We start from the raw sequence: 14596 nt of genomic DNA on the forward strand, positions 1-14596 counted from the left end.
ATAATCTTTGTGGACCTCGACGCGCTCGCCAGTTGCCTCACCAGTCCTGCATGCCTGGTGACGCAGACCACCAGCGGCCTGATCATCGGCATGCTGCTGTTTCTCGTCGCCGTCGGGCTGACGCTGATCTTCGGCGTGCTCAAGGTGGTCAATTTCAGCCACGGCGCCTTCTACATGTTCGGCGCCTATTTCGCGATGACGGCCTATCAGCTCACCGACAGCTTTGCGCTGGCGATCCTGAGCGGCGCTGTCGGCACCGCGCTCCTCGGCCTGATCTTCGAACGCGCGTTCATGAGCCGCGTCTACGGCCGCGACGTGCTGATGCAGCTTCTGGTGTGCTACGCCTTCGTGCTGATCTTCGACGACATCGTTCGCATGATCTGGGGACCTGAATTCAAGTCGATGGGCATGCCGGCCGCATTCCAGGTGCCGCCGTTGTTCATCGCCGGCGGCGTGGTGCCGCCATACTATCTGCTGCTGATCGGGGTGGCGCTCGCGGCTGCGGTGGTTCTTGGGCTGGGGCTGGCGCGTTCCCGGATCGGCAAGGTGATCCGTGCGGCCGCGCATAATCCCGGGATGGTGTCGGCGCTCGGCATCAACACCGGGCTGATCTATGGCGGCGTGTTCGCGCTGGGCGGCATGCTGGCGGGGCTGGCTGGGGCGCTTGCCGCGCCGGTGCGCTCGCTGACGCCGGGCATGGGTTTCTCGGTGCTGATCGAGTCCTTCATCGTCACGGTCATCGGCGGCATGGGCTCGATCCTTGGCGCGCTGATCGGCGCGCTCCTGATCGGCCTGATCCGCTCGTTCGGATCGCTCGGCTTCCCGCTGTTCACTGAAGGGCTGATGTATCTCTTCATGGTGATCGTGCTGGTGTCGCGTCCGACCGGCCTGTTCGGCAAGGAGGTCGCATGACCGAGTTGCAGGCAGGCCAAGGTGCGCAGCCCCTCGAAGTGCCCCGGATCGACGCCAGGCCGCAGCGCTATCGCGATGTGCTGATCGCGATTGTCGCCTTTGTCCTGCTCGCGCTGCTGCCGGTGCTGTTCGGCAGCAAGCAGCTGCTCGACTTCGTGATCCGCTGCGCGGCCTACGGCCTGTTCGCGACCTCGCTCAACCTTCTGGTCGGCTACACCGGGTTGATCTCGTTCGGGCACGGCATGTTCTTCGGCCTCGGCGCCTATGGTTTCGGGCTCATGATGCAGAAAACCGGCGTGCCGATCCCTGTGGCTTTTGTCGCCACGCTGGCGATGACCCTCGTCGTCGCCGTCGTCATCGGCGCGATCTGCGTGCGGCTGAAGGAGATCTATTTTGCCTTCGTCACGCTGGCGTTCCAGATGCTGATCCATTCGACCATCCTGTCGTGGCAATCGCTGACCGGCGGCGACCAGGGCCTGCGCGGCGGCATTCCGCGGCCGCCGTTCCTCGGTATCGACCTGTCGAACCATCTGCATCTCTACATCACGAGCTGCGCGCTGCTGGTGATCGGGCTGCTCCTGATGCGCCAGATTGCGCAGTCGCCGTTCGGTTACACGCTGCGCATGATCCGCGACAATGCCACGCGGGCGAGCTTCATCGGCATCGACGTCTGGCGCGCGAAGCTTGTGATCTTCGTGCTGGCGGCGCTGTTCGCGGCGACCGGCGGCATCATCATGGCGCTGTTCGTCTCCGGCGCCTATCCCGAATTCGCCTACTGGACGATCTCGGGCGAGGGCATCTTCATCAACATGCTGGGCGGCGTGACCACCTTCCTTGGGCCGATGGTCGGAACGGTGCTGTTGCTGATCCTCAACGACACCGTGACCCGCCTGACCGAGTATCACGGCATCGTACTCGGCATCGTAATCCTGTTCTTTGCCATCGGCCTGCGAAAGGGCCTGATGGACTTCGTCGTCGAATGGTTCGCGCAGCGTCGCGGCGAGGGGCGCGGTTAGCCATGCTGGAGATTCGCGCCCTCTCGAAATCCTTTGGCGGCGTCAAGGCGACTGACAACGTCTCGCTCGACTTTGCCGACGGTTCGCTCACCGCCGTGATCGGCCCCAACGGTGCGGGCAAGAGCACCTTCTTCAACCTGATCACGGGCGCGCTGCGGCCGGACGCCGGGCAGATCCTGCTCAACGGTGTCGACATGGCGGGCAAGGCGCCGCCGGAGATCGTGCGCCACGGCATCGGCCGTGCCTTCCAGGTCGCGAGCATCTTCCCGTCGCTGACGGTCGAGGAGACGATGCTGGCAGCAGTTTGCGCCGATCAGCGCCGCGCCGGCGTGATGCACCGCCGCTTTCCGCTGGCCGAGACGCGCGACCGCGCCGAGCACGCGATGGAGCTGCTCGGCCTTGCCGGCAAGCGCAACAGGACCGCGGCGACGCTGTCGCATGGCGACCAGAAGCTGCTCGATATCGCGCTCGCGCTTGTGCTCGATCCCAAGGTGTTGCTGCTCGATGAGCCGACCGCCGGCATGGGCACCGAGGAGCGCTGGCGCATGATCGACAAGGTGCGCGAGCTTTGGGAGACGCAGAAGATCACGGTCGTGTTCATCGAGCACGACATGGATATCGTGTTCAAGATCGCGCCTCAGATCGTCGTGCTGTGCTACGGCCGGATCCTGGCAACCGGGACGCCCGATGTGATCCGCAGGAATGAAGCCGTCATCGAGGCCTATCTCGGCAGCGACGACCATGCGGGAGCAGTGGTATGAGCGCCCCGCCGGTGGTGCAAGTCGAGGACCTCGACGTCTACTATGGCACCAGCCAGATCCTGTTCGGTGTCGGCCTGTCCGTGCGGAAGGGCGAGACCATGGCGCTGCTGGGCCGCAATGGCGCCGGCAAGTCGACCACCATGAAGGCCATTATGGGATTGGCGCCGGCGCGCCGCGGCAAGGTGACCTTGCGCGGCAATGTGGTCTCGGGAATGAGGCCGCATCACATCGCGCGGGCCGGGCTCGGCTTCGTGCCGGAGGATCGCCAGATCTTTCCCGAGCATACGGTCGAGGACAATCTCGTCATCGGCCAGAAGAAGGGGCCCGACGGCGAGGACGAGTGGTCGATCCGCCGCGTCTATGACGTGTTCCCGCTGCTGGAGCCGCTGCGGCACCGGATCGCGGGCCGGCTCTCCGGCGGGGAGCAGCAGATGCTGGCGATCGCCCGCACGCTGATGGGCAACCCGGTGCTGCTGCTGCTCGACGAGCCGAGCGAGGGGTTGGCGCCGATCATCGTGCAGCGCATCGGCGAATTGCTGCGGCAGCTCCGCGGCACCGGTGCCACAGTATTGATCGCCGAGCAGAACATGCATTTTTGCCTTGGCCTTGCGAGCCACGCGACGGTTATCGACAAGGGACAGATCGTCTACACATCCTCCATCGATGAGCTGAAGGCCAACGACAACATCCGGCAGCGCTACCTGGCGCTGTAGGGCTCTTCGAAAGTCATGGGAGGACAAATGGCGGGCGAACGCAAGCTGACCCCGACGCATGAGGCGCCGTATCGCGGGCTAAAAGTACTCGATTTCGGGCAGGGGATCGCCTCGCCCTATTGCGCGATGCTGCTCGGGGTCTATGGCGCCGACGTCGTCAAGGTCGAGCCGCCTGAGGGCGACTGGTCGCGCTATCTCGGCACCACCTACGGCAATCACACGACGCTGTCGGCCGTCTACAACCGCGGCAAGCGCAGCCTGTGCCTTGATATGAAGCACAAGGACGGGATCGCGATCGCGCAGCTTCTGGCGCGCGAGGCCGATGTACTCATTGAAGGATTTCGCCCCGGTGTCGCGGAGCGGCTCGGGCTCGGCTATGAGAGCCTGTCGCGCGACAATCCGGGCCTGGTCTATCTGTCGGTCAGCGGCTTCGGGCAGAGCGGGCCGTATGCCAAGCGGCCCGGCTCGGATTCGGTGGCGCAGGCGTTCTCGGGGCTGGTCTCGGTCAATGTCGGCACCGATGGTGTGCCGCATCGGGTCGGCACCACGATCTCCGACGTCGTCACCGGCGTCTACGCGTTCCAGGCGATTGCGACGACCCTGTTCGCGCGCGCCACGGTCGGCACCGGGCGCTGGATCGACGTCAATCTCTGCCAGTCGACATCGGCGCTGCTCGGGCACAAGGTCGCGGAGTTCGTCCTCGAGGGCGGTGCGCCGCGCGCGCTCAATGTGCCGGCCGGCACCTACCAGACGCAGGACGGTTGGATGATGGTCACGCTGGTGAACGAGCCGCAATACAAGCGGCTGTGCGCTGCGATCGGCCGCGAGGATCTCGCGAGCGATCCGCGCTTTGCCGACTTCGCCCGGCGTGCTGACGCGGCCGACACGCTGATCCCGCAGCTGCGCGAGACGTTCCTGACGCAGCCGACGGATGCCTGGCTTGCGCGGCTGCACGCGGCCGATATCATCGCGGAGCGGATATTCAATCCCGGCGAATGGCTGCGCAACCCTCACGTCGAGGCGACCAGGGCGTCGGTCCGCCAGGATACGCCGGGCGTCGGCGCGGTCTATTCGCCGCGGACGCCGGGGATCGCGAGCCTGTCCGAGGATCATCTTTGTCCGGCGCCGGATGTTGGGCAGGATAGCCGCGCCGTACTGACGGAGGCTGGTTTTGGTCCGGTCGAGATCGACGGCCTGCTGCTGTCGGGCGCGGTGCGGCAGGCCAAAGCGATGACAGGAGGCAAGACATCATGAGCACGGACCTCGTTCGTTACTCGGTCACTGAGCAGATCGCGGAGATCGTGCTGGATCGCGCGCCGGTCAATGCGCTCAGCATCCCCTTGATCGACGCGTTGCTGGCGGCGCTGGCCAAAGCGCGCGATGATGGTGCGGTGCGCGCCGTCATCGTCTGCAGCGCCCACAAGGTGTTTTGCGCCGGCCTCGACCTCGACATCGTCAGGGGCAAGCCCGCGATCGAGACCAAGGCATTTCTCGAGCGGCTGTATTTCGCACTGAACGATACGCAGTACCGGATGGGCAAGCCGACGATCGCGGTGATCGATGGCGCGGTGCGCGCCGGCGGCATGACGATCGCGATCTCCTGCGACATGATCGTCGCGGGCGACAGCTCGACCTTCGGCTATCCCGAGATCGATGTCGGCCTGATCCCGGCGATCCATTTCGTGCAGTTGCCGCGGCTGGTGGGGAAGCACCAGGCGTTCGGCCCGTTGTTCCTCGGCGAGCCCTTCGATGCCGCAACCGCCTATCGCATGGGGCTGCTCAGCGAAGTCGTGCCGAAGGGCACCGCGCTGGAGCGTGCCCGCGAGATCGCGCGCAAGCTGGCGGCGAAATCGCCTATCGTGATGAAGATCGGCCGCGACGCCTTCATGCGCGCGGTCGATGCCGATTTCCGCCGTTCGGTGGAGAACACGGCGGAAAGCTTCGTGGTGGTCGCATCGACCGAAGACTGCCAGGAAGGGCTGAATGCGTTCGTTGAAAAGCGAACACCTAACTACAAGGGACGGTAAATGGCTGGATTGTATTTCGAAGAGTTCGAGGTCGGGCAGGAATTCCATCACGAGTTCAGCCGGACCGTGACGGAGATGGACAATACGATGTTCAGCCTGCTGACCATGAACCCGCAGCCGCTGCACCTCGATGCGCATTTCTCCGAGAAGACCGAGTTCGGCCAGCGGCTGTTCAATAGCCTCTATACGCTCGGCATCATGATCGGCATGAGCGTGTACGACACGACCTTGGGAACCACGGTCGGAAACCTCGGCATGACCGACGTCAAGTTTCCAAAACCGGTGTTTCATGGCGACACGCTGAAAGCGCACACCAGGATCATCGGCAAGCGCGCCAGCAAATCGCGGCCGACCCAGGGCATCGTCGAGTTTGAGCATACCATGACCAACCAGCGTGGCGAGGTGGTGGCAAGCTGCCGCCGCACCGGCCTGATGCACTGCAAGCCGAAGGCATAGACGATGCGATCGTTCCTGTTCGTTCCTGGCGACAGCACCCGGAAATATGAGAGCGCGAAGAAGACCGCGGCCGACGCATTGATCCTCGACCTCGAGGACTCCATCGCGCCGGAGCAGAAGGTGGTTGCGCGCGGCATCACGCGCGAGATGCTCGATGCGCGCAATCCGGAGCAAAAGCTCTATATCCGCGTCAACGCGCTCGACACGGACCTGACACTCGGCGACCTCGCCGCCGTGATGCCGGGAAAGCCCGATGGCATTGTGCTGCCGAAATGCGCCGGCGCAGCCGACGTCAACAAGCTCGCGCTTTATCTCGATGCATTCGAGGCCGCCTCAGGTATCGCGCAGGGTACGACGCGGATCGTCACGGTCGCGACCGAGACGGCGCGCGCGGTGCTGAAAATCCTGGACTTCGAGAACATGAGCCCGCGGCTCTGGGGCATGATGTGGGGCGCGGAGGACCTTGCGGCCTCGCTCGGCGCAACGCGCAACCGCACCGACGGCCGCTATCATTCGCCCTTCATCCTCGCCCGCGATCTCTGCCTGATCGGCGCGGCTGCGGCCGGCGTGGTTGCGATCGATACCATCGCCACCGACATCAACGATCTCGATGCGTTGAAGGCCGAGGCGATTGCCGCGCGGCAGGACGGTTTTCTTGCCAAGGCCGTGATCCATCCCAAGCATGTCGATGTCGTCAACGCGGCTTTCATGCCAACGGACGAGGAGATCGCCTGGTCGGAGCGGGTGATCGCCGCGTTCGCCAACAACCCATCGGGTGTGGCCAAGATGGACGGCAAGATGCTGGACAAGCCGCATCTGCGCGCCGCCGAGAAGATCCTGGCGTCGCGCAGGAAATAGTCAGCGGTCGGGCTCGATCAGTGCGCCCTCCTTGAGGAGGGCGGCAATCTCCGCATCCGCAAGTCCAGCCTCGCGCAGGACCTCCCGACCATGCTCGCCGAGGTTCGGCGGATAGGTCCGGATCGATGGCGGCGTCTTGCTCCAGGTGGCGGCCGGGCCGGCGAGGCGCAGCGTGCCTTCGGTCGGATGTTCCAGCGACTGGATCAAACCGACCGCTTCCAGATGCGGATCGTCGATCAGGCTGTCGAGGTCATGCAGCGGCGCGTGCGGAATGTCGGCCTCTTCGAAGAAGCGCATCCATTCGGCGGTGCTGCGGGTCTTCATCATCTGCGAGAACCAGTCGTAGACGAAATCGTAGTTCCTCGTTCGCGCCGAGATACCATTCAGCCGCGCGTCGCGGTCGGCCTCATCGGTGAGGCCGATCTTGGCGAAGAACGCGTTCCACTGCTTGTCGGAATAGACCAGCGCACAGATGTAACCGTCGCTGGTCTGATACGGGCGGCGGTCGGGCGACAGCAGCCGGGAATAACCCGGTGACCCGATCGGCGGCGCGAAGCTGCGGCCGGCCATATGATCGCCAAGCACGAACTGCGCCATGGTCTCGAACATCGGGATTTCGATCGCTTGGCCTTCACCCGTCCGCTCGCGGTGGAACAGCGCCGCCAGGATGGCGTGGACCGCGTTGAGACCAACGATGCGGTCGGCCATGGTGGCCGGAGAGTAGCGCGGCTCGCCGGTGATCCTGCCGGTCAGCGCGGGCAGGGCGGTCAGCCCCTGGATCAGGTCGTCATAGGCGGGCCGGCCCGCATAAGGGCCGGTCTCGCCGAAGCCGTGCAGGCTGGCATAGACGAGCCGTGGGTTGGTGGCGAGCAGATCGCCGGCACCGAGCTTCAGCCGCGCCATCGCCGCGGGGCGGACGTTGTGGACGAACACGTCGGCTTCCGCGGCAAGGCGTAGCAGCGCGGCGCGGCCGCCGGCCTTCTTCAGGTCGAGCACGATCGAGCGCTTGTTGCGATTGCCCTGCAGGTACATCGCGCCCATCGCGGGATGGCGCATCGGGGCGGCATGGCGCATCACATCGCCGTCGGGGCTCTCGACCTTGATCACGTCGGCGCCGTAGTCGCCGAGGATCATGGTCGCGTAGGGCCCCATCATTACGCTGGTGAGGTCGACGATCCTGACGCCGGCGAGCGGGCCCGCAGGCGCTGGTGGTTTGTCTCTCGTCGGTGCCTTGGTCAATGAGTGGCGGCCAAGGCTTCGGTGAAAGCCTTGAAGATGTCGCTGCCCGGCTTGCCGCGCTTGTCGACGTCCTTCACCCAATCCTGGGCCACCGACTTGAAGGCCGTGTCGAACACCTTCTTGTCGTCGGCGCTGAAGTTGATGACCTTCATGCCCTGCGACTTGATCTTGTCGGCAGCGGCTTTCTCGCCGTCCTCGAACCGCTTGCAGGCCTCGCGCGTGGTCTGCTCGCCTGCCTCGATCAGCGCCTTCCGGACGTTCTCGGGCAGTGACTTGAACTTCAGCTCGCCGATCGAATAGGTGAAGATCGCGGTACCGAAGTTCAGCCCCTCGGTGCCCGACTTCAGGATCTTGCCGAAGTCGTAGGACGCAGAGCTCTGGTAGGAGAAAATCAGCCCATCGAGCGTGCCGCGGGTCAGCGATTCATAGATCTCGGGCGCGGCCATCCGCACCGGCACGCCGCCGATCGAACGCATCATCAGGTCCATTGCGCCGCCGGTGGTGCGGATCTTCAGGCCTTCGAGGTCCTTTGCCGTCTTCACGTCGCGGCTGGTGGCAAGCTGGACCTGGTAGGCCGGCAGCGCGAGCGTCACCAGCGGCCGAAGCTGGTTGGGTGCGAACTCCTTCGTCTCCAGGATGCCGCCATTGTGCGAGACCTTGTAGAAGGCAAGCGAGCCCTGGCATTCGCTGTCGAAGATGCCGGGCAGTTCCGCGACCGCCGTCAGCGGGAACTTGTCGGACGAATAGGACGGCACGATGTAGGAGACGTCGGCGACGCCAAGCGCGGTCAGCTGGGCCATGTCCTTGGCTTTGCCGAGCTGCTCCGCCGGGAAGTGCTGGAACGTGACCTGGCCGTTGGTCAGCTTGGTGACGAGCTCGGAAAACGGCTTGCCGACGAGCTCATGGATCACGTGGCCGGACGGCAGGCTGTCGGCAAGGCGGAGGGTGATCTTTTCCTGGGCAAGGCCCGGTGATGCGGAAGCCGCCAGAAAGGCGGTGGCGACAACTGCGCCAGCGAGGAAGCGGGAATACAAACTCATCATGGTCTCCCAGAAATGGCCGTCTCGACCGACGGCTTCTTCAATGTTGCATGTGGTTCGGCAGCCAGAGGATGATCTCCGGGAATGCCACGAAAATGGCGATGGCGATCAGATGCGCGATGAAATGCGGGAATGTGCCGTGGAACACCTCGCCCACGGGGCGGTGTGCGTAACGCGCCACGATGAAGCAGTTCAATCCGATCGGCGGTGTGATCATGCCGACCTCGGCAGTCACGATCTTGATGACGCCGAACCAGATCGGATCGAAGCCGAGCGACTTGATCAGCGGCAGCACGATCGGAACCGTCAGCACCAGGATCGCGATCTGATCCATGAACGAGCCTAGCACGATGTAGCCGCACAGGATCAGCGTGATGATGATCCAGCGCGAGACGTCGAGCCCGCCGACCCATCCGACGATGTTCTGCGTGACCTGGGTGAGGGTGAAGAAGTAGCCGAAAATGTGCGCGCACATGATGATCAGCACGATCATGCAGGTGCCCTGGGCGGCGTACCGTAACGTCGTGTAGAGCGACGTCAGGTTGATCTTGCGCTTCCAGCAGGCAAGACAGAAGGCGCCGAACGCACCGAAAGCCGAGGCTTCCGTCGGCGTCGCGATCCCGAGATAGATCGTGCCAGTGACGATCGAGAACAGGACCACCATCGGGCTGACCTGCCAGAGCAGGCTGAAGCGCTCCGACCACGTCACCGCCGATATCGTCGGTGCACGGCTGGGATCGAGCAGCACCAGGATATAGATCGTCGACATGATGATGATGGTGACGAAGATCGCCGGGATGATGCCGCTGATCAGCAGCTTTCCGATGTTCACCTCGGCAAGCAGGCCGAAGATGACCAGCGCCACCGAAGTCGGCAGCAGCATCGCCAGAGTGCCCGAGATCGCGACGACGCCGGCGGCCATCTTGGGCTCGTAGCCCTGGCGGATCATCGCGGGCAGGCTGGTCGAGGACAGCGTCGCGGCGGAGGCCGTGCTGGTGCCGCAGATCGAGCCGAAGCCCGCACCGGCAAGCGCGGTCGCCATGCCGAGGCCGCCGGGGATGCGTCCGACCCACGCTGCGGCGGTCTTGAACAGGTCGTCGGCGACGCCGGACAGCAGCACGAGGTCTGCCATCAACAGGAACATCGGGATCGTGATCAGCTCGTAGGAGGTGACGGCCGACAGCGGTGTCGTCTGCAGCACGCCGAGCAGGATCGGCAGGCCGCCGGTCAGATAGAGGCCGAGCCCGCCGGAGAATGCCATGGCGAACGCGACCGGCGTTCCGATCGCGAGCAGGAAGAACAGCAGCGCGAGGATGAAGGTCGGGATCATTCGAAACCTCCGGCAGCCTTGTCCGAATGGCCGGAGATGGCCGGCAGCGGCAACAGATTCTCGCCGGTCAGGAGGCTTGCGGTGTTGGCAATGAGATGAACGGCAAGGCGCAGCGCGAGAATTCCGGCACCGACCGGCACGAAGATCGAGGACGCCCAGGTCGGCCACGGGATCGCACCCGCCATGACGTCGCCCGAGACATAATTGTCGAGCGCGCGCTGATAACCGAGCCAGGCGATTGGAACGAAGATCGCGAGGCCAACGGTATTGGAGATGATGACGCAGAGGCGCTGGACGATCGCCGAGAAGCGCGGCAGCAGGATATCGACGCTGATATGCCCGTTCACCGCGTAGGTGCCGGAGAGGGAGAGAAAGAACACGCCGGCCATCACGTAGAGCGAGATCAGATCATAGGCCCAGGAGAACGGCCGGTTAAAGACGTAGCGCATCACGACATCCGAGAACACGATGATCATGATCGCAAACATCAACGCCGCGGCGATCGCCGAGGTCACCTTCTCGATGGCGGTCAGGGCCTTCAGGCTTGTCTTGATCACGTTGGGCTCCGTCCGCGTTACTGGGCCGGCACGACCGCAACGGCGGCGCTGAATTCCTTCAGGGCGTCGCTGCCGTGCTTGCCGCGCGCATCGAGCCCGTCGGCCCATGCCTTGCCCACGCCTTTCGTCAGGTCCTTGAGCTTTGCGACGACGTCTGGTTGCAGGGGGTCGAAGTGGACGCCCGCGGCTTCCATCGACTTCATGGTCTCGCTGTCCTGCTTCTGCACCTCCTTGCAGGCGGACGGCAGGATCTCCTCGGCGGTGTCGATCATCGCCTTCTGGATCTCGGGCGACAGTTTCTTCCAGGCGTTCTCGCTGATCGAATAGGCGACCACGAAGCTCGCGAAGCCAAAGCCGTCGGTGGAATGCTTCACGAGCTTGTCGGCGCCATAGGCGACGACGCTCTCGAGCGGAAACAGCAGGCCGTCCATCGTGCCGCGCGACAGCGACTCATAGGCATCGGGGGCAGCCATGCGCACCGGCACCGCGCCGATCGCGCGCAAGGTGAGGTCTTGCGCGCCGCCGGTCGATCGCAGCTTTAGTCCATTGATGTCAGCAACGTCCTTCACCGGCTGCTTCACGGTCAGGATGCGATAGGGCGGCAGGCTGACCGCGAGCAGCAGGCGGATGCCGTTTGCGGTATAATCCTGCTGTGCAATCACGCCGCTCCGCGCGGCCTTCCAATAGGCGAGCGTGCCCTGGCAGGAATGCTCGAACGCGCCGGGGAGCATCGCGACTTCGGAGACCGGCATCTTGTCGGATACATAGGCGGGCGCGACATAGCCGATATCGGCGACGCCGGTTTGTGTCAGCTTGAGCATGTCGGCGGCCTTGCCGAGCTGCTGGGCCGGATAGTGCTCGAACGTCACGGCGTTGTTGGTGCGCTTCTGCACCTCCGCCATCCAGGGCTCAAGCACGAGGCGGACGAGATAGTGTCCCTTCGGAAAGGAATCTGCCACCCGCAGCTTGATCGGCTCCGCCGCTGCCGCCAGATTGATCGATGCGATGAGGAAGCCGTAACTGGCCAGCGCCTGCCGAAGCCCGCCCATATGTCCTGCCCCTGAGTAACCTTGTTGTTTTGAGCAGCTGCGCACAAACGAATTTGCGCGTCAAGCAGGGCTCGGCTGAGCATGCCCGATCGGACAACCGGAGAGCGCGGGCCGTCATGCACCAACGCGATTGCGAAGGGTGAAAGGGATCGCGCGAGAGGATTCGATCCGTCGACGACGACGACCTACTGAAAGCTGACGCTGGGAAGCACCCGGATATTGACATCAATTTTGTCCACCGCGCGGGAAATTCCTCCGATGTGGTCAACGGCTCGGCGCCGCCGCCGGCGGCATGGCGCCGCGGTTATCATCGAGCGGGTCTGATCCCGGTCAGACCGCGGGAAACTCCAGCTCGAAAGTGACGCCCTGGCTGGACGGCAGGAGACGGATCGTACCGCCGTGGGTCACCATGACGGCTTGCGCGATGGCGAGCCCCATGCCCGTGCCGCCGCTATCGCGGCGGGTGGTGAAGAAGGCATCGAAGATCTTGTCGCTGTTGGCGTCGGAGATCGCGTCGCCATCGTTGCTCACCGTCACCCTGACGGTCGATACCTCGGCGGTCGCTGCGAGCTGCACCGACCTGGCATTGTGACGGAACGCGTTGTCGGTAAGATGCGCCAGCACGATCAGCGCCTTCTCGCCGGACATTCCGATCGAGCGGTCGAGGTGGCCGCTGGTTACGATCGTCCGCCCGGCAAAGTGGCTCTTCAGGTTCGCGATGACGCCGGAGAGCGGGGTCTGCTCGTTCTGTGGAGCGCTCTCTGCGCGGGCCAGCTCTCGCAGCCGCTGGCTCATCACGTCAAGCCGCTCGACGTCGCCAAGGATATTCGAGATGAAGCTCTGTTGCTCGGATCGGGTCAGCGTGTCCGACTTGCTCTGAAGCGACTCCTGCAGCAGCTCGGCTGCGCCCCTGATCGATGTCAGCGGCGATTTCAGTTCGTGCGTCAGGTGTGCCGAGAAGGTGGCAATGTAGTCGGAGCGGCGCGACAGCTGCTGGGCCATGTCGAGAAAGCTGTCGGAGAGCTGGGCGAGCTCGCGGGTGCCATAGTGCTGTAGCGGCTGAAACGCGTTGCGGTCGCCGCGGCCGATCCGCGCGGCGCGATCGACGAGCTCGCGCATCGGACGCGCGATGGTTCGTGAGAACATCAGCCCGATCGCAATGGTTGCCAGCAGCACGGCCAGTGTGGCAAGCAGGAACTTGCCGCGCTCCTGATAGAGATGATCGAAGATGTTGCTCGGCGTCCGCGACGTGTAGATCACGCCGGCGACGTGGTCGTTGACGATCACGGGCATCGCGGAGAAGACATGGACACCGACGCCGCGGCTGATCGAATAGATCGGTGGCGGAGGTTTGTCCGGCATGCGGATACGGAGCGCGGCGCTATACTGGCCGCCCAGCGCCGCAGCCACTTCCTCGATATGGGCAAGCGATTGCCCGACCTCCTGGCGCCCGGCGATCACCACGCCTTGCGGATCGAGAATACGGAAGCCTGCCAGCGTGACCTTTTGGGTCTCCAGGATGATGGGCATGAGCGCGGTGCCGATCTCGACATAGGCCGGATCCGCCGGCTTCGCCGCCGGCAGCGCATCGGGCCGCCGCCGCAACAGGTCGTTGCCGGCAAGATCGAGCGCGGGACGAATCGGTATCACCTGGTCGTTGGGGTCGGGCAGGGCCTCCTGAGGGACCGTAGTGCCGAGCGGGATACCATTGCCAAGCCGTGCCTGCACGTCCCGCGCATAGATCGCGGCCAGCACGCGGCTCTGCGCGATCAGCTCGGCCTGCGTCTGGTGAATCAGTTGGTTGTCGTAGAGGCGAAAGAAGAACAGCCCCATCAGCGGCAGCGCCGCGACCGAGGCGAGCACGGTGAAGATGACCAGACCAAGCGACGGTCGCCACTTCTGGCGGGCGCGGAACGATGTCATGCTTGCTGCTCGCAGCGCCCGAGCTTGAAGCCGACGCCGTGAACGGTTTCGATAACATTGTCGCAGTTCACGGCTGCGAGCTTGGCCCGGATGTTGCGGATGTGGCTGTCGATGGTGCGGTCGGAGACCTGGATGTTGAGCTGGTAGGCCGCGCTCATGATCTGCTCGCGGTTGAACACCGCCGTTGGCCGCGTGAGGAAAGCGCGCAGAATTCCGAACTCGATCGCGGTCAGGCGGAGCGGCACGCCTGCGAATGCCGCTACGTGCTGCTCGGGGTCAACCGAGAGATGTCCCCGGGAGAGCACGCCGGTCTCTGTCCTTGTCCCCGCCTTCCGCGGGGCCAGGCGCCGCAGGATGACATTCACCCGCGCGACGAGCTCGCGCGGGCTGAACGGTTTGGTCACATAGTCGTCGCCCCCGATCTCGAGACCGAGAATGCGGTCGATCTCCTCATCGCGGGCGGAGAGGAACAGGATCGGCACGTCGGACGATTTGCGGATCTCGCGGCAGACGTCGAGGCCGTCGAACTCCGGCATACCGATGTCGAGCACGATCAGGTCCGGCGGCTCGTCGGCAAACCGGGTCAGCGCCTCCTTGCCGTCGCGGGCCTCGGCCACGTTCATGCCGGCTTTCTTGAGCGCGACGCGGATGACCTCGCGAATATGCAGGTCGTCGTCGACGATGAGGATGTGGTGCGTCACGAGTCGTCTCCGAA

At 64.4% G+C, this 14596-nt stretch carries 15 protein-coding genes; 8 read left to right on the top strand and 7 right to left on the bottom strand.

The window, feature by feature from the left end; all coding sequences use genetic code 11:
- Positions 1-9 precede the first annotated feature (9 nt).
- Genes ACE10Z_RS16150 through ACE10Z_RS16185 form a run of 8 tightly spaced genes read left to right on the top strand, consistent with a single transcriptional unit; the run spans position 10 to position 6743 of the window.
- A complete protein-coding gene (locus ACE10Z_RS16150) occupies positions 10-912 on the top strand; it encodes a branched-chain amino acid ABC transporter permease (protein ID WP_375788801.1) in 903 nt (300 codons plus the stop codon).
- Positions 909-1928, top strand: coding sequence for a branched-chain amino acid ABC transporter permease (locus tag ACE10Z_RS16155; protein ID WP_375788802.1), 1020 nt, complete (start codon positions 909-911; stop codon positions 1926-1928). The genes ACE10Z_RS16150 and ACE10Z_RS16155 overlap by 4 nt, the downstream gene beginning before the upstream one ends.
- A gap of 2 nt (positions 1929-1930) precedes the next feature.
- Positions 1931-2689, top strand: a complete 759-nt coding sequence (locus tag ACE10Z_RS16160) for an ABC transporter ATP-binding protein (protein ID WP_375788803.1) — start codon at positions 1931-1933, stop codon at positions 2687-2689.
- The gene (locus ACE10Z_RS16165) at positions 2686-3402 is read left to right on the top strand and encodes an ABC transporter ATP-binding protein (RefSeq protein ID WP_375788804.1); all 717 of its coding nucleotides are present in this window, start codon (positions 2686-2688) and stop codon (positions 3400-3402) included. Before ACE10Z_RS16160 ends, ACE10Z_RS16165 begins: the two co-directional genes overlap by 4 nt.
- 27 nt (positions 3403-3429) lie before the next feature.
- Positions 3430-4656, top strand: coding sequence for a CaiB/BaiF CoA transferase family protein (locus ACE10Z_RS16170; protein WP_375788805.1), 1227 nt, complete (start codon positions 3430-3432; stop codon positions 4654-4656).
- A complete protein-coding gene (locus ACE10Z_RS16175) occupies positions 4653-5429 on the top strand; it encodes an enoyl-CoA hydratase/isomerase family protein (RefSeq protein ID WP_375788806.1) in 777 nt (258 codons plus the stop codon). The genes ACE10Z_RS16170 and ACE10Z_RS16175 overlap by 4 nt, the downstream gene beginning before the upstream one ends.
- Entirely contained in the window at positions 5430-5885 is a 456-nt protein-coding gene (locus tag ACE10Z_RS16180; protein WP_097674680.1) for a MaoC family dehydratase, read from the top strand. It begins immediately after the preceding gene.
- Positions 5886-5888: 3 nt separating this feature from the next.
- Entirely contained in the window at positions 5889-6743 is an 855-nt protein-coding gene (locus ACE10Z_RS16185) for an HpcH/HpaI aldolase/citrate lyase family protein (RefSeq protein WP_375788807.1), read from the top strand.
- Here the strand turns inward: ACE10Z_RS16185 and ACE10Z_RS16190 are convergent, their stop codons facing one another.
- From ACE10Z_RS16190 to ACE10Z_RS16220, 7 genes are all read right to left on the bottom strand, one after another.
- Complete coding sequence (locus ACE10Z_RS16190; RefSeq protein ID WP_375789846.1) at positions 6744-7898, bottom strand: CaiB/BaiF CoA transferase family protein; 1155 nt, start codon at positions 7896-7898, stop codon at positions 6744-6746.
- Between the two features lie 80 nt (positions 7899-7978).
- Positions 7979-9022 (bottom strand): TRAP transporter substrate-binding protein DctP, encoded by a 1044-nt coding sequence (gene dctP / locus ACE10Z_RS16195; RefSeq protein WP_375788808.1) that lies wholly within the window; start codon positions 9020-9022, stop codon positions 7979-7981.
- A 40-nt stretch (positions 9023-9062) separates the two neighbouring features.
- Entirely contained in the window at positions 9063-10352 is a 1290-nt protein-coding gene (locus ACE10Z_RS16200; protein ID WP_375788809.1) for a TRAP transporter large permease, read from the bottom strand.
- Positions 10349-10909, bottom strand: a complete 561-nt coding sequence (locus tag ACE10Z_RS16205; protein ID WP_375788810.1) for a TRAP transporter small permease — start codon at positions 10907-10909, stop codon at positions 10349-10351. The genes ACE10Z_RS16200 and ACE10Z_RS16205 overlap by 4 nt, the downstream gene beginning before the upstream one ends.
- A 17-nt stretch (positions 10910-10926) precedes the next feature.
- Positions 10927-11958 carry a TRAP transporter substrate-binding protein DctP gene (gene dctP / locus ACE10Z_RS16210; protein ID WP_375788811.1) on the bottom strand — a complete coding sequence of 344 codons (1032 nt, stop codon included), beginning with the start codon at positions 11956-11958 and terminating at the stop codon, positions 10927-10929.
- A 330-nt stretch (positions 11959-12288) separates the two neighbouring features.
- Positions 12289-13881, bottom strand: a complete 1593-nt coding sequence (locus ACE10Z_RS16215) for an ATP-binding protein (protein ID WP_375788812.1) — start codon at positions 13879-13881, stop codon at positions 12289-12291.
- On the bottom strand, positions 13878-14582 hold the full coding sequence (locus ACE10Z_RS16220) for a response regulator (protein ID WP_375788813.1): 705 nt from the start codon (positions 14580-14582) through the stop codon (positions 13878-13880). Before ACE10Z_RS16220 ends, ACE10Z_RS16215 begins: the two co-directional genes overlap by 4 nt.
- Positions 14583-14596 lie beyond the last annotated feature (14 nt).

The sequence above is a fragment of the Bradyrhizobium sp. Pha-3 genome, from assembly GCF_042258615.1.
Taxonomy (GTDB): Bacteria; Pseudomonadota; Alphaproteobacteria; order Rhizobiales; family Xanthobacteraceae; genus Bradyrhizobium.